Source organism: Streptomyces sp. NPDC051018 (assembly GCF_044456085.1).
GTDB lineage: Bacteria > Actinomycetota > Actinomycetes > Streptomycetales > Streptomycetaceae > Streptomyces.
Genome location: NZ_JBITFN010000026.1, coordinates 35555 through 53083 on the forward strand (window position 1 = coordinate 35555; position 17529 = coordinate 53083).

Genomic DNA, 17529 nt, shown 5'->3' on the forward strand with positions numbered 1-17529 from the left:
CGGCGGACTCCGCGGGCTCGGCGGGGGCCGGGAGAGCTGCGGGCCCGGCGCTGGGCACGGGTGCGGTGGATGGGGCGGTCATGGGGTGATCTCCCAGCTCTGCCCGGCGAGAAAGCCGTTCACGGCCCGGTCCACGGACTCCCGGTCCCGACCGGTGGCCCGGACGACACCCAGGAAGTCGCGGTTGGTGTGGTACAGCTCGTGTCGCTCACCGACCGATCGCACCGGACGGTAGGTCAGCCGTACGTCTCCGGAGGCCAGATCGGCGGGTCCGGGCGCGGCGGTCAGTGTGCCCGCGCGGTCGGCACAGGGGTAGTCGAGCCGGGCCGCGCCGTCCCTGCGGGCCCGCAGATCCGCGGGGAGCGGCTCACCGAGGTGGGTGCGGAGGATGTGCTCGAACAGGGGGATGCCGAGCAGTTCGGCGAGCAGCAGGTCGCACTGGTCGCCGATGGCCCGGTAGTTCACCTCGACGATGCGCGCGCGGCCCTCGCACAGGACGAACTCGGTGTGGCAGGCGCCGAAGCCGACGCCCAGTTCGGCGAGCCGCTCCAGGACCTGGGCCACGACCGGCGCGGGGAGGGCGGGCTCGTACGTCAGCCGCTCCTCGATGAAGTACGGCGGGGGCGACAGCTCGGTGCGGAAGCCACCGAGGACATGCAGGCGCCGGCCGTCCCCGAGTGTCTCCAGGGTGTGCAGTTCGCCCGGCAGGAACTCCTCCGCGACCAGCACGGCCCCGGGACGGCGGGCCCGGACGCGCTCGTAGTGCCGTATCAGCTCCGCGGGCCCCCCGGCCCGTACGACGTCCTCGCTGGCGACCCCCTCGCGGGGTTTGAGCACACAGGGGTAGGGGACGTCGAGTGCGGCGAGCGCCGGGGCGTCCAGTCCGGGGGCCAGCTCGACCGAGCGGACGGCGTCGTCACCGGGGCCGTGTGCGGCGAGGTGGCGGCGCATCTCGGCCTTGTCCTTGGTGCGGAGGGCGGCCCGCCAGTCCTTGGCGGGCAGTCCGAAGTAGGCGGCGGCGAGCGCGGTCTGTGCCTGGAGGTGGTCGCTGTTGCTGAACACCGCGCCGGGCGGCCGATGGGTGGAGATCCGTGTGATCACCGCGTGGTGGTCGCGCACATCGCACTCCAGGATCTCCAGGTCCGGATGGCGGTCGCGATGCGCCCCGGGCTGATCCGTGAGCAGTGTCGTCCTCAGGCCGAGCCGTTGCGCGGCGGGCAGGAATCCCTCGGTCACCGAATCTGTGGGATTGAGGGCGAGCACATACATCTGCGTGTTCCGCACGTTCTGCACGTTCTGCGTCGACTGAGTGGCCTGCGTGGTCTGCATGGGTGAAATACTTCCGCGCGCACATTTACCGGGCATGGGACAAACAGAAACAACGGCCGACAACGGCCGGGTGGCCGAACCGGCCCGTTCGAGGGCCGGAATTGAACTGCCTGGTGGGGGCGGCCCGTTTGCTTCGGATCATCACCCCGGAGCTTAGGTTAGGCATCCCTAAACATGCCAATGAGGCGCGCCGCGCCGTCAGTTCGCGAACAGTCGCTCGATGTGGTTAAGGTGAGCCTTACCTTCCTCTTGATCAATTCCGTTCCCCGAGGAGTATGTGTTGTCCCTGGCCCCGGCGCCGACCGGAGCTGCCCTCAGCTGCTCCACCCTGCTGGCCTCCACACACCACCGGCTCGCCGCGCACTGCGGCACGACCCCCCGCATCGAGGTGGCGCGGCCACGGAGACCGGCCGGGCAGGGCTGGATCGACGGCGCGGAACTGGCGTACCACCCGGGGCTGCTCGACGCCTTCCTCGAAGCCGAGCGGGGACGCATCCGGGAGCGTTACGGCCACAGCGCGCGGCCCGATGTCGTGGCCTCCCGCGCGCTCCACGGATATCTCTGGGCGGCCTGTCTGCTGATCGCCGGCCCCTGGTATCTGGACCGCAGGGTGCCCGCGCTCGCCCCCGCGGATGTGCGGGTCAGCCGGACGACCGACGCGCTCGCCGTCGTCCCGGGCGGCTTCACCTGCCTCCCCGAGGACCCTGCCGCGGGACTGCCCGGGGTACGGGTCGTCGTGGACGAGGAGGCCCTGCGCGCGGAGTTGCGGGCCGCGGTCGCCAGCCATGTGCGGCCGCTGCTGGCCGCGATGGGCCCCCGGCTGCGCCGGGGACCGCGCGCCTTGTGGGGCATGGTCGGCGACGATCTGGTCTCCGCGATCTGGCACCTCGGGCGGCGGCTCGACGAGGAGGAGCGCGCGGTCACCGAGGCGGGCCGGCTGCTGCCGGGGCCGGTCGCCCCCTTCCTCGGCGGCGCGGACTTCCGCCGGCTCACGGGACGCGAGGGGCGGTCCTATCCCACGCGTACCCGCATGGGGTGCTGCCTCTACTACACGATCAGGCCCGCCGAGGCGTGTGCGACGTGCCCCAGGACGTGCGACGGCGAGCGCCTGCGGCGGCTGGAGGGGCCCGAGCGCCGGTAGGGCGTACCGCCGGAATCCGCCGGTCCCCGCGAGGCCCGGCACCCTGACCCGACGACCCCGAAGGCGCGCCCCACCCGGGGCCCGGGAGCCCTTGAGCCCGGGAGGCGCCCATCACCCGGGCCCGGTGCGCCCATGAGCCACCCCCCGGCCGCGCTGCCGGGATCAGCCGAGCCCACCCCGTACGGGAGTCGACCCTCGGTCCGTCGGCCCGGCACACCGGGCCACGGGGCGCGCCCTCCCGGGCGACGGAACGGCTCGGGCGACCCGCCCCGGTCCGCCGTCGGCGACCCGCCCGCCCTCCCCCAACCGGACCACCCTCCCCAAAGGGACATTCCTGATAAATACAGCTTATGATCACGCATCCGGGAACGCTCATCCTGATCATGGCCGCCGCTGTGCTCGCCCCTCTTCTCGCCTATGGATTCGGCCGCTGGATCCGTATTCCCCTGGTGATTTTCGAGATTCTGCTCGGCATCCTCATCGGGCCCGACGTCCTCGGCTGGGCCCGGCAGGACGCCGTCGTCGACACGCTGTCCCATCTCGGGCTCGCCATGCTCATCTTCCTCGCCGGATACGAGATCGAGTTCGGCGCCATCCGCGGCGACACGCTGCGCCGCTCGATCCGGGCCTGGCTGATCTCCCTCGGACTCGGACTGGGGATCGCTCTGGCGCTCACCGGGGCGGAGCTGAGCCGGAGTCTGGTCATCGGTACCGCGCTGACCAGCACCGCGCTCGGTACCGTACTGCCGATCCTGCGGGACAGCGGCGATCTGCGCGGGCGGTTCGGGACCGTGATGCTGGCCTTCGGCGCGGTGGGCGAGTTCGGCCCGATCATCGCGATGGCGCTGTTGCTGAGCGGCCGGGCTCCCGGAGAGTCACTGGCGCTGCTGATCGGGTTCGCGGCCGTGACGGCGGCGGCGGTCTTCTGGGCGCTGCGGCCCCGCCCGCCGTGGTTCTCCCGGGTGATCGCGAAGACCCTGCACAGCAGCGGTCAGTTCGCCGTACGGTTCGTGATGCTGCTGCTGGTGTCGATGCTCGCGCTGTCGGCCGTCTTCGGCCTCGACACCCTGCTCGGCGCGTTCGCCGCCGGGCTGCTCACCCGTCTCGTACTCAACGGCGCCGCGCCCGAGAGCAGCGGAGAGATCCTCGGCCGGATCGAGGCGATGGGCTTCGGTTTCCTGGTGCCCGTCTTCTTCGTCGTCACGGGGATCCAGTTCGATCTGGACGCGCTGCTCGGCGGCGGCCGGGCGCTGGCGCTGCTGCCGTTGTTCCTGGTCCTCTTCCTGGTCGTACGCGGCCTTCCCGTGTACGCCCTGGCACCGCGCGATCTCCACGGAACGGACCGCAGGGCCCTGACGCTGTACGCCGCCACCTGTCTGCCTCTGGTCGTCGCGATCACCACCATCGGGCTGGACGAGAAGGTCATCACCACCGGGGAGTCGGCGTCGCTGGTGGGCGCGGCCATGGTGTCCGTGCTCGTCTTCCCTCTGCTGGCGCTGCGGCTGCGTGCCGGGGAGGGCGAGGCGGCGGCTTCCGCCGGGCGGGGCATCGGGTCGGAGTCATGGTGAGGACGGGTTCCCCGCCCGGGGAGGTTCCGGCGGGGAGGGAGGTTCCGGTCGGCCGAGAGGTTCCTCCGGCCCGGGAAGTTCCGCCGGCTACGGGGACAATGGCACCCGGCGGGCATACCCATGGCCCGCGGCGGATGGCTCCACGGGAGCGACAGGGGGAATGTGATGGGCGGTCAACTGCCGGCGCCGATCGTGGACGAGGTCGTCGGCTCGTCCCTGGACATCGATCCGGACGGCACCGCGCCCGTGACGGTCCGGGTACCACCGTATCCCGGTATGGCGGCCAATGATGTGATCACCGTGTGCTGGCAGGTCATGCACGATCGCCGCGAGGTCGCACTCCGGGTGCCCGGCGCCGCGGTCGGGCGCTCCATGGTCTTCCGGATCCACCACGCGTCTCTGACCTCGGTCCTGCCCGTGGAGGTGTCCTACACCGTGGAGTGGGCGGGCGGCCCGGCCGACGCCGGCGTGTCCCGGACGCTGGTTCTGAATCCTCCGGCGCCGGGCCGGTGATTTCCGGTCCGGTGGACGATCTGGCATACATCGGATAGACCGGGACAGGCACCCGAGTGGCTGAGTGGCCGCGTCCGGTGCGGAAGAACGCGCAGATGAACGAGGAGACAGCGGTGGGCGACATTCAGAAGCAGGTTCAGGCGGCCCTCGACCGACGGGTGGAGTCGGGTGCGGAACGGGGCGTTCAGGTCGCTGTCTACCGGCACGGCGAGCTGCTGGTCGACGCGGTGGCCGGGGTGACGGACCCCGCGACCGGGCGGCCGGTGACCCCCGCGACCGTCTTCTACAACTACTCGATCGGCAAGGCGGCGACCGCGACGGTCGTCCATGTCCTCGTCGAGCAAGGGCTCTTCGGATACGACACGCCCGTCGCCGAACTGTGGCCCGGGTTCGCCGCGCACGGCAAGGAGGCCGTGACCGTACGGCACGTGCTGAACCACACCGCCGGAGTGCCGGGGCTCCCGCTCGACACCACGGTCGACGACATCTGCGACTGGGAACGGATCTGCGCCACCGTCGCCGACTCCGAACTGTGGTGGAAGCCCGGCACGGCCATGGGCTACCACGCCTACACCTATGGATACATCCTCGGTGAGATCGCCCGCCGGGCCACCGGCAAGCGCATTTCCCAGCTCCTCGCCGAGGAGGTCGCCGGGCCGCTGGGGGTGGCCGACGAGCTGTACTTCGGCATGCCGGAGACCGAGCACGGCCGGCTGGCCGTGCTGGAGGAGCCGGAGGGCGCGGCCGAGATGATGGCGCAGATGCCTCAGGACCTGCCCATGTTCAAGGCCGGTCCGATGTCGCTGTTCCCGTCGGCCGCGCTGGGCAACCGCACCGACGTCCTCGCCGCGGACATCCCCGCCGGTTCCAAGACCTCGGCCCGTGCCATCGCGCGGATGTACGCGGCGCTGCTGGGACAGCTGCCCGGGACCCGGCTGATCTCCCCGGAGCGGCTGCGGGAGGCCACCGCCGTGTCCTCCGAGGGCACCGACCAGGTCTTCGGGAACGAAGCCACCTGGGGGCTCGGGTACTCCCTGGGCCTGCCGATGGCCGCGGAGCCGCGCCGGGGTGTGTTCGGCATGGCCGGAGCGGGCGGGAGTTACGCCTACGGGGACACCGCCACGGGGATCGCGTGCGCGGTGACGAAGAACCGGCTCACCATGGACTTCGACGTCATCATGGAGGTCGTCGCGCTGGTGGACGAGGAGGTGGCGGCCGGCTGAGGCACGCGGGCGCCCCGGGACGGAGGCTGCCGTGCTCTTCAAGCGGGCCGTGCTGGACGCGATCGTACGGGGAGAGGTCGATCTCGCCTACCGGACCTGGCGGGCGCCCAGGGTGAAGGCCGGAACACGGATGCGTACCGCGATCGGCGTGCTGGAGGCGGTCTCGGTCGGGCCCGCCGACGCCGCCCGTATCTCCGCGCGGGACGCCCGCCGGGCGGGCTATGCCTCCGCCGAAGCGCTCCGGGCCGTCCTGGCGGAGCGCGAGGGGACGGTCTACCGGATCGAGCTGCGCCACGCCGGCGACGATCCCCGGGTCGGGCTGCGGGCCGACGACACGCTCGGCCCGCAGGCGGCCGAGGAGCTGCGGCGGCGCCTCGGCCGCCTCGACGCGGCCTCCCGCCACGGTGCCTGGACCCTGAAGGTCCTGACGCTCATCGCCGGGAATCCGGGCGTCAGCTCCGCCGCTCTGGCACCGCGTGCCGGGCGCGAGCGCCATCTGTTCAAGGCGGACGTCCGCAAGCTGAAGGAGCTGGGCCTGACCGAGAGCCTGGACGTCGGCTACCGGCTCTCCCCCCGGGGTGAGGCCGTGCTGTGTGCGCTGCGGGCCCGTCCGAGTGAGGATGGATAGGGGGCAGGCCCGTCAGGAGGCCTCATGACGTACGCAGAGAGCTATGAGCTGGTGTTCCAGGCGGCGGCCGTGGAGGACGACGTGGTGATCGTCCGGCGCACGGACCGTGCGGGCGCGGGCGGCTCCCCCATCTACGAGGACGACACCGGGATCGTACGTGCGGAGATCAGTGACCGCGGCGAGGTCCGGATGCTCGCCAGCGGGGGCCACCAGGCTCCGGGGATGCCGGTCACCGTCCGTCCGCTGACGCCCTGAACACCGTCCGCTGACACCCTCACCACCGCGTGCGACCGCAGACCCCGTGGGTGGCACGGTCACGGCCCCGGGGGCGGGTTCCCGGTGGGGTCTCCCCCGGCCACCGGTGGTGGACCGGCCGCGGCGCGATGAGACGACGGATCGCGGTCCGGCGGGCGCCCGCGCGCCTTCGCCGGTCCGGTGACGCGCCAGGGCCACGAGACCGCGGGAGCGGCGCCCGCAGGCTCGTATCCTGCGTGCCCGGTCCGCCGGGTCCCATGGGCTCCGGTCGCTGAAAGCCCCGGCAACCGACAACCGGCGAGACGGACAGGTGCGCGCGGGCCCCGCGGGGCGCGTATCCGGGCAGGCGCGGCGCCTGTCCGGGCGGGCGCGGGCCCGGATACGCGCCCGGTGCGGACGGTCGCGGGTAATTCGGTTGCCTTCGCCGGCGACCCGCTGCTGGACTCCTCCGCGACAGCTCAACCAACCCGAGGAGTCGGTCGTGCGAGGAACTCTCATGTCCATCGAGAAGGGCTTTTCCATCCACGTGGAGGACATGAGGGTTCGTGCGAACGTTGAATCTGGGAATTCTGGCGCATGTCGACGCCGGTAAGACAAGCCTGACCGAGCGGCTTCTGTACACCGCCGGAGTCATCGACACCATCGGAAGTGTCGACGAAGGCAGCACCCGGACCGATTCCCTGGCACTGGAACGACGGCGCGGTATCACCATCACATCCGCGGTCGCCTCCTTCGCCGTCGCAGACATCACGGTCAATCTGATCGACACTCCCGGACATCCGGATTTCATCGCCGAGGTGGAGCGGGCGCTCGGCGTGCTCGACGGCGCCGTACTGGTGGTGTCCGCCGTGGAGGGAGTCCAGGCACAGACCCGGGTCCTGATGCGGGCCCTGCGGCGGCTGCGCCTGCCCACGCTCTTCTTCGTCAACAAGATCGATCGCGAGGGAGCCGACACCGACCGGGTGGTGCGGGCCGTCGCCGAGAAGCTGAGCCCGGCCGTCGTACGGCTGGACCGTGCGGTCCTCCAGGGCACCCGCGACGCCTCCTCCGTACCGTACGAGGAGACCGATCCCGCCTTCGCCGGGCCGCTGTTGGATCTCCTGACCGCACAGGACGACGCGCTGCTCACCGCGTTCGTCGAGGACGAGCGGGCCGTGTCGTGCGAACGCCTGCGGAACACGCTGGCCACCCGGACGAAACAGGCCCTGGTGCATCCGGTGCTCTGCGGATCGGCGATCACGGGAGCCGGTGTGGAACGGCTGATCGCGGGGCTGGCGGAGTTCCTGCCCGCCGAGGAGGGGGATGCGGCCGGGCCGGTCGCCGGCACGGTCTTCAAGGTCGAACGGGGCCGGGCGGGGGAGAAGATCGCGTACGTCCGTATGCGCTCCGGCACCCTGCGGACCCGCGACCGGCTGCCCGTCGGCCCGTCGGGCGAGGGGAAGGTCACGGCGATCGAGGTGTTCGACCGGGGCCCGGCGGCGCACGGCACCTCGGTGACGGCGGGCCGGATCGGAAAGGTCCGGGGGCTGGACGGAGTCCGGATCGGCGACACGGTCGGCGATCCGTCGCTGTCCGGGCCGGGCACTCCGGCACGGCAATTCCCCCCGCCCTCACTGGAAACGGTCGTCGTTCCCCGGCGCCCCGCGCAGAAAGGCGCGATGCACACCGCGCTGACCCGGCTCGCCGAACAGGACCCGCTGATCGATCTGCGGCAGGACGACCTCCGGCAGGAGATCTCCCTTTCCCTCTACGGGGAAGTCCAGAAGGAGGTCATTCAGGCGACGCTGGCGGAGGACTTCGGTGTGGACGTCGTCTTCCGGGAGACGACGACGATCTACCGTGAGCAGGTCGTCGGCACCGGCGCGGCCGTGGAATTCATCGACAAGGAACCCAATCCGTTTCTCGCGACGGTCGGCCTGCGCGTGGAGCCCGCGCCCGGCGGTACGGGAGTGGAGTTCCGGCTCGGGGTCGAACTGGGTTCCATGCCCTACGCGTTCTTCGCGGCCGTCGAGGAGACCGTGAAGGAGACGCTGCTGCAAGGGCTCCACGGCTGGGAGGTCCGCAACTGCGCGGTCGTCATGACCCATTCCGGCTACTGGCCCCGGCAGAGCCACGCCCACGGCACCTTCGACAAGAGCATGTCGAGCACGGCCGGGGACTTCCGTGCTCTCACGCCCCTGGTGCTGATGGACGCGCTGCGGCGGGCGGGTACAAGGGTCCTTGAGCCGATGCACCGCTTTGTGCTCGATGTCCCGGCCGACACCCTGGGCACCCTGCTGCCCGCGCTGGGACGACTGGGCGCCACCGTGGAGGCACCCGTATCGAACGGGCCGTCATCCGTACTGGAGGGCGAGATCCCGGCGGCCCGGGTGCACCGGCTCCAGCGGCGGCTGCCCTCCCTGAGTCATGGCGAGGGAGTGCTGGAGACCGCCTTCGCCGGCCACCGGCCGGTCACCGGAACGGTTCCGGCCCGGCCCCGGACGGATCACGACCCCCTGGACCGGAAGGAGTATCTGCTGAAGGTCGTACGACGGGTCGGCGCCGGACAGGGATAGCGCGGGCAGGTCCCCGCTCCTCCACCGGGCCGGATCGGTCAGCCCGGGGCGGGGCGACTCCCCCTGCTCCGCCACCGGGGGAAGCCGCCCGCACCCCGACGGGCGGCGCTCTGGGCCCGGAGCCCGTCGGGCAGGGGCCGGTCGGGCGGCGGCCGGTAGGGCCAGTGGGGGCAGGGCGGTGGGCGCGTTCGGAGGTGCGGGCTTGGCGGAAACCCCCCTGACGGATTAGGTTAGGCAACCCTAACTTTCTTCGGAGTGTGGAGTACTGGATGCGTCTGTTCAACACCCCTGTCGCTCTGCCGACGACCGCGGAGCGGATCCGGTCCATCCTCATGGCCGCCGATTCCATGACCGTCGTCACCGACGAGGGACGCACCGAGATCTCACGGCTGCACGGCCCGGGCGGCACCGAGCACATCCATCTGCACCCGGCGGAACCCCACCCGTGGGACTCCGGCGCCGGTGCCGCACCGGACGGACCCGTCCCCGCCCTGCTGGAGTTCACCGATATCGCCCCGACCCCGGTCCGCGACCGGGTACGGGCCCGGGTGTTCCTCGGGGGCCGGCTGCTGCCCGCCTCGGAGCACTCCGGCCCCGCGGGCAGCCGCTGCATGGAGTTCGACCGCGCCGTCCTCGAACGGGCCGGCGAACGCAGCGCGGTCGGCCTCGGCGACCTGATGGAAGCCGAGACCGACCCGCTGGCGACCTGTGAGGCGGGCATGCTCACCCATATGGTCGACGACCACCGTGACATCGTCGGCCTGCTGCTGCGCCTGGTGAAGCCCCGGCTCACCGTGGGTGCCCGGCGCGCGCTGCCCCTCGCCATCGACCGGTACGGCATCACCCTGCGCCTGGAGTACGCGCGTTCTCACGAGGACGCCCGGATCCCCTTCCCCTCCCCGATCAAGGACGTCGACCAGGCGGGGGCCCGTATTCACGCCCTCATCGCGACGGCCCGCCATCGCTCACCCCGGAGCCGTCTGCTGAGCGACTCCTGAGCCCCGGCCGGACGCACGCGGCAGCGGGACACCGGAACACCGGGCCCCGGGACTCAGTGAGGCGCGCTCAACGTCCACGCCGGCGGAGGACCGCGGATGTGCCGAGCGCCAGCAGCAGTAGAACCGCGGCCGTCCCGCCGGCGAGCAAGGCGGCGCTGTCGCCGTCCGTGTCCGCCGCGGCCCGGGCGGACCGCCCGTCGGGCGGCAGCGGCGCGGGGGTCCGAGGAGCCCCCGCGGCATCCTCGGACGAGGCATCCGCGTCGGGGCCGGGACCACGCTCCGGATCGGCGGAGGTTCCGGGATCGGCGGAGGTCAGAATGAGGTCCGAGCAGGAGTAGTACGTGTCCGGGGTGTCCGTGTTCCGCCAGACCGTAAAGAGCACATGACGGCCGGTCAGCCCCGCCGGGAGTCTGCCCGCGATGCGGTACGCGCCGTCCTTCGGCGCGGGGTCGGTCACGGTCGCGAAGGGCTCGGTCGCCAGATCCGCCCAGCGCAGCGGGGTGGCCGGATCGTACCCCTCCCTGGTCAGATACAGGCTGAACGTCCCCCGGTGCGGGATGGTGGACCGGTAGGTGACATCGAGTTCGCCGCCGGACCTCAGCGGAGTCGACGGCCAGTCCGCACGGGGCGTGTCGAGTCCCCTGTACGCGGGCAGCCCCGCGCTGCACAGCTGACCGTCCGGGATCGTCTCCCGGTCCCGGCCCCGGACATCGGGCACTCTCAGGTTGTCCCAGGCACCGATCGGCACCCCGCCGTTGGCCGCCACGGCCGCACGGCAGGCCGCCGATCCGGGCCGCTCTCCCCCGGGTCCGCACGCGGCGGCCCGGCTGACGGGATCCGTCGGCGCACCGTGCCCGTACGCGACTCCCGGTCCCAGCAGGGCGAGTACCAGAGGTACGGCGCCGACGAGGGCGAGGGCGTGGGCGGTGCGGCGGTGGGCGGTCATCCGGAGGGCCTCCTTGTCGGCCGGGCGGCCTGCCCTGTACTACGGCCGCGCGAGGGTGAGCGTTCACCCTCCGCCGACCGGCGTTCCGTTCCCTCTCGGCCGACCGGCGTTCGCGGTCGTCGCGGCGGCCGACGCCGCCGAGAACCTCTCCTCGTCAGCACCCTTCGTGCCCGGCGTACGGTCCCGTACCGCACGGGCGCCAACCCACGTGCGACGGCCAGGGGTTCCCCAGCGGCTGATCACCGGGACCGGCGGGTGGCCCGATACCTGCGCCGGGTCCGTACCGGCCGCTCCCCGCGTCTGCCTTGAGCCTTCACGCGGCCGGGCTGCCGAGGGGCGGGGCCGGCCGCACGGCGCGGCCCTCGGGACGAACGGCGCGGGCCTCCGGACGAACAGCGCGGGCCGGCCCACCATCCGGTGGACCGGCCCGATTTTTCCCACGCGTCCCTGTACGGACGCGAGTGACGCGTCGGAGCGTCACTCGGGTCGGGAGGAGGCGCGCCTGCTCCTGCCGCTTCTCATGGACGCCGCCGTGCAGGCCAGCCCCAGCAGGAAAGTGAGGCCGCCGATGACGGCATTGGTCCAGATGACTCCCTTGTCCGGGTTACTGCCCACGACCCACGGCGCGACGATCAACCACGCACCCATGACGCACATGGCCCAGCTCAGCCCGTACATGCGCTGAGGCATGACGGTGAATCCGAGCGCGAGCACGACGATCGCGGCACCCATGATCAGGTTGTGTGTCGCGAGGGCGGGCTGATTGCCCGAGAAGTGGACTATCCACGGGGACACCGCGCATGCCAGGCCGACCAGGAACACCGGGCCGTCCACCAGGGCGACATCGCGCCCTCCGAGCACACGGGCGTAGCGGTCCCGCATTTCTGTGATGTCGGGATGACCCGCCATATCTCCCCTGTGTGAGACGTCGGCCATACGACTCGCCTCCTTCTGTGCGCTGCAAGTCCGACCGCACTGCGCGTCTAGAGCCGCGCACTTTCATTTTGCTCTTATCTGTTCCTTATCGGTAGCGATACGGACGGATAGATTCCGGTTTTCGGGTGCGGCATCCGGCGGGAGTCCGCCGCCGAATGCACCTGATCAGCGCGGACGTGCCGTACGGGGGCACGAATACGGCAGCGATCCCGCCGGGCCGATCCGATGAGCCGCGGTCACCCGGTTGCCGCATCCGGCCACCTCCTCCCCGCAGGGGCAGAATGCCTGGTCAGGAGATGTCCACCCGAAGCAAACCACCGGAGTGGCGGAGTCCGGACCGGTTGCGCCGGGTGGACCGCCTTCCCACCGTGAGTGGGCACCGACCCCTCTCGGAAGGACCACCCGAATGCGTCTCGCACCGGTGACTCGTGTACTCGTGCCGTCGGCACTGTGCGCGGGCCTTGTTCTCACGGCGATCGGCCCGGCGGCCGCTCTCTCCACTCCCGCACCCGAGCCCGTGGCCGCCGTGGCGGGGGCGGATTCCCCGGTGACCGGTACCGCGCGGCTGAGCTCACACATCGAGGCCCTGCGCGCAGCCGGGGGAGTCCCGTCCGGCGTGACCGGGCTGCTCGACGAGGTACTTGCCGCGAGCGACGGGCAGTTGTCACCGGCCAGGGCCGCCCGCCACCAGGCCGAGGCCGAGGCCGCGCTCGACACCCTGGAAGCCGAACTCGCGCAGACCGGGGACACAGGAGCCGTGGACGGCCTGCTGGCCTCGCTGCGGACGGCGCTGGCACAGCTGGTCGGCGCGGCGACATCCGGTCTCACCGGGCTCGTCGGTTCGGTGAGCTCGACCGTGACCGGTCTGGTCGGCGCGCTGCTGAGCGCGGTCTCGGGTCTCGGGCTGCCCCAGGTTCCGGCGGTCCCGGCCGTGCCGGTCGACGGCGCGGTGCCCGCCGTTCCCGCTGTTCCCGCCGTTCCCGCGACACCGACTGTTCCGACGGTTCCCGCTGATCCGGGCGTACCTTCCGTACCGACCGTGCCCGGCACTCCGACCGTTCCCACGGTCCCGACCCTCCCGACCGCTCCGGCGCTCCCCTGACGGGACCCGACTGTTCCGGCGCTTCCCTGTCCGGCCCCGGCCGACCCGACGGGGACCGGCCCGTGGGACACCACCGCGTACGGCGGGCCCTCAGCGGCCCGCCGGCGGTGGGCGGTTCAGTCCCGGAGCGCGCCCGCGGACTCCGTCCGGAGCACCGCCGCGGGCGCCCCGGCGCCGGCGGTGGCCACGATCCGGCCCCGGCCCGCGTCCGTACGGCGCTCCAGGCGGCCGGAGAGCACGGCGAGGGCGAGCGCGGAACCGGCGAGCAGGGCGCCGACCCAGTTGGGGGCCCTGTACCCGAGACCCGCGGAAATGACCACGCCGCCGAGCCAGGCCGCGAGCGCGTTGCCGAGGTTGAACGCCCCGATGTTGACGGCGGAGGCCAGGGTGGGCGCGCCGGCCGCCTGGTCGAGGATCCGTTTCTGGAGCGGCGGAACGGTCGCGAAGCCGAGTGCTCCGACGAGGGCGAGCGTGACCGCCGCGGCGACCTTGTGCTGGAGGGTGAGGGTGAACAGGGCCAGAACCAGCGAGAGCCCGGCCAGGGATACGTACAACAGGGGCATCAGCGCACGGTCGGCGAACCGTCCGCCGATGAGGTTGCCACCGACCATGCCGATTCCGAACAGGACGAGAAGCCAGGTGACCGACGAGGCGGCGAATCCACCGACCTCGGTGGCCATCGGCGAGATGTAGGTGACCGCGGCGAAGACTCCGCCGAACCCGAGCACGGTCATGGCCATGGCCAGCAGGACCTGCACATTGCCGAAGGCCGCGACTTCACGGCGGAGCCGTAGCACCTCGGGGCGGGCCTGTTCCGGCACCAGCCGGGCCACACCGAGGAGCCCCAGCACACCGAGGGCGGCGACGGCCAGGAAGGTGACGCGCCAGCCCGCGCTCTGCCCCAGGAAGGTACCGAGGGGCACGCCGACGACGTTGGCGACGGTCAGTCCGGTGAACATCAGCGCGATGGCCCCGGCCTTCTTCCGGGGGGCCACGAGATCGGCGGCGACGACCGAGCCGATACCGAAGAACGCGCCGTGGGCGAGTGAGGCGACCACACGGCCGGCCAGCATCACGCCGAAGGAAGGCGCCACGGCCGACAGGGCGTTCCCGGCGATGAAAAGGCCCATCAGCAGCATCAGCATCCTCTTGCGGGAGGTTCTGGCGCCGAGCGCGGTCATCAGCGGGGCGCCGGCCACCACACCGAGGGCATAGCCGGTGACGAGGAGTCCGGCCGTCGGAATGGTCACCCCGAAGTCCGCCGCGACCTCCGGCAGCAGACCCATGATCACAAACTCGGTGGTGCCGATTCCGAACGCGCCGACGGCGAGGGCGAGCAGTGCGAGCGGCACGAGAGATCTCCAATGATTGCAGCAGCCCTTTACATGCACTCACAATAATTGCAGACGACTGTTACTTGCAAGCGCACTATATTTGGGCCCGCTCGGACAGACCTCAGGCAGAACACTCTCGACAGGCTTCGTACCGGGCCCACCCGGCATCCGGCATCCGGCATCCGGCATCCGGCATCCGGCCCATGCTGCACGGATCGGGAACCGGCCGCTGGTCGGCTGCGCGGCGTCGGGTCGTTGCCTGCTGACGGGCACCCGCGCGGTACAGGCTGTCCGCACGGCGGCGGAACGGCGGGAGCGGGACGCCTCCCACCGAAGAGGCGCGACTCGGCGCGGATTGCCCGTGGTGGTCCCGGGGATGCCGGCGTACACCTACCGGCGGCGTGTACAGGTCCCCTCACTCGCCGCCATCGTACCGGTCCCGTGAGTGGGCCATGTGTGAACGAAGTACGCGAGAATGGACGGGTGTTAGGCAACCTACCTGTGGAATCGACCAGCTTTGTCGGACGCGACTGGGAGCTGTTCCGCCTGGATCGCGCACTGGGGAAACACCGGCTGATCAGCCTCGTCGGCAGCGGCGGAGTGGGCAAGTCACGGCTGGCGCTGCGCGCCGCCCGGCGGGCGGCCGAACGATACCCCGATGGAGTGGCGTGGGTGGAACTCTCCCCGCTGGAGGGGGACCGACTGCTGCTGACCACCGTCTCGGAAGCGTGCGCCCTTGCCGACCACACCTCCCGGATGCCGGTCGACGCACTGTGCGAGTGGCTCGCGGAAAAGCGTCTGCTGCTGGTGCTGGACTCCTGTGAACACCTCGTCGCGGCGTGCCGGACGCTGATCGGGGATCTGCTGACCACCGCTCCAGGACTGACCGTACTGACCACGAGCCGGGAACCCCTCGGGCTGAGCGACGAACGCCTGATCGAGGTGGAACCCATGCCGGTCCACGGGCCGGACGGGCTGGAACTGTTCACCCAGCGGCTGGCCTCGGCGCGGCGTACCGTTGACGGCGCGGCGGCCAAGGACTCGGCCGACCCGGACGCGCCCGATCAGGAAGGGCTGGATCCGGCTGCGCCGGGCCGGGGAGGCGAGTGCGGGAGCGGTACGGACAGGTCGCGTGACGTCGGCTCACCGGACAGGGACGGGAACGGGGACACAGACCCGGCCCCGGGTACAGGTGGGGGTACGGGTACGGCGGACGTACGTACCGACACGCGTACGCCCCCGAACGGGGGGCCGGCCGGTCCGGACACGGGTGCTCCCGGAGCCGAGGGGGCCCCTGGCTCCGGAGGGGACAAGTCGCAGCGGATCGCGGCCGCCTCCGCGTGGATCTGCCGACGGCTCGAAGGCATCCCGCTGGCACTGGAACTGGCCGCGGCCCAGGCGGCCCGTACGGGTGTCGAGGAGGTCGCCGCCCGGCTCGGCTCACGCTTCGACCTTCTGGAGGCCGCCGAGGACGGCGATGTGCAACCGGAGCGCCACCGGACGATGCGGACGACCATCGGCTGGAGCCATGAACTGTGCGCACCCCTCGAACGACTGCTGTGGGCCCGGCTGACGGTCTTCCGAGGGGACTTCGACGAGGCCTCGGCGCGCGCCGTGTGCGCGGGCGGCCCACTGGAGGCCGAGCGGATCGGACCGCTGCTGGAACGGCTGGTCTCCGTGTCGGTCCTGCGGGTCGTGCGGGCCGACGACGGTGTCCGCTTCCGAATGCTCGACACGATCCGGGAGTACGGACGGCTGTGGCTGTGCGCACTGGAGGAGGAGACCACGGTGGCGCGGCGCCACGCCGCCCATCATCTGCGGTTCGCGCTCCGGGCCGAGAGTGAGTGGCTGGGTCCCGGTCAGGCGCGCTGGTACCGCAGGATCGGCGCCGCGCACACCGAACTGTGCGCGGCACTCGACCACTTCCTCACCGACTCCCCCCGGCACGCCCTCCGGCTCGCCGGGCTGCTCGGCTTCTTCTGGAGCTGCTGCGGCCATCTCCACGAGGCCCGGGACTACCTGGAGCGGACGCTCGCCGCCCACACCGGGCCGGGTCCCGACCGGACCCGGGCGCTTTGGGCCCTCGGGATCACGCTCACCCTTCAGGGCGAGTACGAGAAGGCTCAGCGCGTCAGCGACGCCTGCACCCGCTCCGCGTGCCACGACGACACCGCGGAGAGCGAGCTTTCGGCCGCGTATCTCAGCGGCCTCATCGCGCTGCTGACGGGCCGTCCTCTCGATGCGGACCGGGCGGCCGCGCAGGCGCTGAACGCCGCCGGGGGTCTCCCGTTCGCCTCGTCGTCACGGCTGCGCTGCCATCTCGTCCGCGTCTTCGCGCTGACGGCCCTGGGGCGGCTGCCCGAGGCGCGTGAACACGCACTGCGGCTGCGTCACGGCTGTGTGACCCGGGGAGAGTCCTGGACCCGTGCCTATCTCGACTACCAGCTCAGCCTGATCGCGCTCTTCGCGGGAGAGCCCCGGGTGGCGGCCGAGTACGCGCGGGCCATGCTCGCGTGCAAGAGGGGCCTCGGGGACAGTTTCGGCATCGCGCTGGGGCTCGACGTCCTCGCCGCGGCGATCGCCGCGGGCGGCGACGGTGAACGGGCGGGCCAGGTGTACGGAACCGGCCAGGCGTTCTGGAGCACGGTGGGCCACCCCCAGCGCGGCACGCCGGAGCTGCGGGCGGTCCGGGAGGCCTGTGAACGGGCGGCCCGGGCCGGTGTCGGTGACGCCGTCTACGAACGCGCCTACCGGGAGGGCACCGCCGCGGACCTCGACACCGGGCTGCGCGCCGCCCTGCTTCCACCGGGTGGCTGAGCGGTTGAGCCGGCGGGTTGTTGAGCCGGCGGGACTCCGGGGGCGGGGGCCTGGGCCGGTGGGCGGTTCGGAGAACGGGGCGGGCCCGGCCGGGCTGGTGGAGCGTTGCGGGTGACGGGGGCCCGTGCGTCGGGGTAGCGGGCCCGGCCCGGGCCTCAGACCAAGTGGGACCTGCCCGCCTCCC

At 71.9% G+C, this 17529-nt stretch carries 14 protein-coding genes; 10 read left to right on the top strand and 4 right to left on the bottom strand.

Annotation, left to right across the window (positions count from 1 at the left end; genetic code table 11):
- Positions 1 to 78: 78 nt before the first annotated feature.
- Positions 79 to 1329, bottom strand: coding sequence for an acetyl-CoA carboxylase biotin carboxylase subunit family protein (locus ACIBCM_RS31190; protein ID WP_399249110.1), 1251 nt, complete (start codon positions 1327 to 1329; stop codon positions 79 to 81).
- A gap of 280 nt (positions 1330 to 1609) precedes the next feature.
- Here ACIBCM_RS31190 and ACIBCM_RS31195 point away from each other — a divergent pair, with 280 nt between their 5' ends.
- The 8 genes from ACIBCM_RS31195 (at position 1610) to ACIBCM_RS31230 (ending at position 10210) form a co-directional block, all read left to right on the top strand.
- A complete protein-coding gene (locus tag ACIBCM_RS31195) occupies positions 1610 to 2470 on the top strand; it encodes a (2Fe-2S)-binding protein (protein WP_399249112.1) in 861 nt (286 codons plus the stop codon).
- A gap of 353 nt (positions 2471 to 2823) precedes the next feature.
- Positions 2824 to 4038 carry a cation:proton antiporter gene (locus ACIBCM_RS31200; RefSeq protein WP_399249219.1) on the top strand — a complete coding sequence of 405 codons (1215 nt, stop codon included), beginning with the start codon at positions 2824 to 2826 and terminating at the stop codon, positions 4036 to 4038.
- A 165-nt stretch (positions 4039 to 4203) separates the two neighbouring features.
- A complete protein-coding gene (locus tag ACIBCM_RS31205) occupies positions 4204 to 4551 on the top strand; it encodes a hypothetical protein (RefSeq protein ID WP_399249114.1) in 348 nt (115 codons plus the stop codon).
- Between the two features lie 95 nt (positions 4552 to 4646).
- Positions 4647 to 5774 carry a serine hydrolase domain-containing protein gene (locus ACIBCM_RS31210; RefSeq protein ID WP_399249116.1) on the top strand — a complete coding sequence of 376 codons (1128 nt, stop codon included), beginning with the start codon at positions 4647 to 4649 and terminating at the stop codon, positions 5772 to 5774.
- A 31-nt stretch (positions 5775 to 5805) separates the two neighbouring features.
- The gene (locus tag ACIBCM_RS31215) at positions 5806 to 6402 is read left to right on the top strand and encodes a hypothetical protein (RefSeq protein ID WP_399249119.1); all 597 of its coding nucleotides are present in this window, start codon (positions 5806 to 5808) and stop codon (positions 6400 to 6402) included.
- Between the two features lie 24 nt (positions 6403 to 6426).
- Positions 6427 to 6657 carry a DUF6296 family protein gene (locus tag ACIBCM_RS31220; RefSeq protein ID WP_399249121.1) on the top strand — a complete coding sequence of 77 codons (231 nt, stop codon included), beginning with the start codon at positions 6427 to 6429 and terminating at the stop codon, positions 6655 to 6657.
- Between the two features lie 545 nt (positions 6658 to 7202).
- Positions 7203 to 9212, top strand: a complete 2010-nt coding sequence (locus ACIBCM_RS31225) for a GTP-binding protein (RefSeq protein WP_399249123.1) — start codon at positions 7203 to 7205, stop codon at positions 9210 to 9212.
- Between the two features lie 269 nt (positions 9213 to 9481).
- The gene (locus tag ACIBCM_RS31230; RefSeq protein WP_399249125.1) at positions 9482 to 10210 is read left to right on the top strand and encodes a DUF2470 domain-containing protein; all 729 of its coding nucleotides are present in this window, start codon (positions 9482 to 9484) and stop codon (positions 10208 to 10210) included.
- A 67-nt stretch (positions 10211 to 10277) separates the two neighbouring features.
- On the opposite strand, the gene ACIBCM_RS31235 is transcribed toward ACIBCM_RS31230, so the two are convergent.
- Both ACIBCM_RS31235 and ACIBCM_RS31240 read right to left on the bottom strand, forming a co-directional pair.
- On the bottom strand, positions 10278 to 11156 hold the full coding sequence (locus tag ACIBCM_RS31235) for a lytic polysaccharide monooxygenase (protein ID WP_399249127.1): 879 nt from the start codon (positions 11154 to 11156) through the stop codon (positions 10278 to 10280).
- Between the two features lie 477 nt (positions 11157 to 11633).
- Positions 11634 to 12092, bottom strand: coding sequence for an SPW repeat protein (locus ACIBCM_RS31240; RefSeq protein WP_399249129.1), 459 nt, complete (start codon positions 12090 to 12092; stop codon positions 11634 to 11636).
- 406 nt (positions 12093 to 12498) lie between these two features.
- Between ACIBCM_RS31240 and ACIBCM_RS31245 the strand changes: the two genes are divergently transcribed.
- On the top strand, positions 12499 to 13194 hold the full coding sequence (locus ACIBCM_RS31245; protein ID WP_399249131.1) for a hypothetical protein: 696 nt from the start codon (positions 12499 to 12501) through the stop codon (positions 13192 to 13194).
- A gap of 116 nt (positions 13195 to 13310) precedes the next feature.
- On the opposite strand, the gene ACIBCM_RS31250 is transcribed toward ACIBCM_RS31245, so the two are convergent.
- The gene (locus tag ACIBCM_RS31250) at positions 13311 to 14546 is read right to left on the bottom strand and encodes an MFS transporter (RefSeq protein WP_399249133.1); all 1236 of its coding nucleotides are present in this window, start codon (positions 14544 to 14546) and stop codon (positions 13311 to 13313) included.
- Positions 14547 to 15029: 483 nt separating this feature from the next.
- On the opposite strand from ACIBCM_RS31250, the gene ACIBCM_RS31255 reads away from it, so the two are divergent.
- Positions 15030 to 17345, top strand: a complete 2316-nt coding sequence (locus ACIBCM_RS31255) for an ATP-binding protein (RefSeq protein ID WP_399249135.1) — start codon at positions 15030 to 15032, stop codon at positions 17343 to 17345.
- Positions 17346 to 17529: the final 184 nt, after the last annotated feature.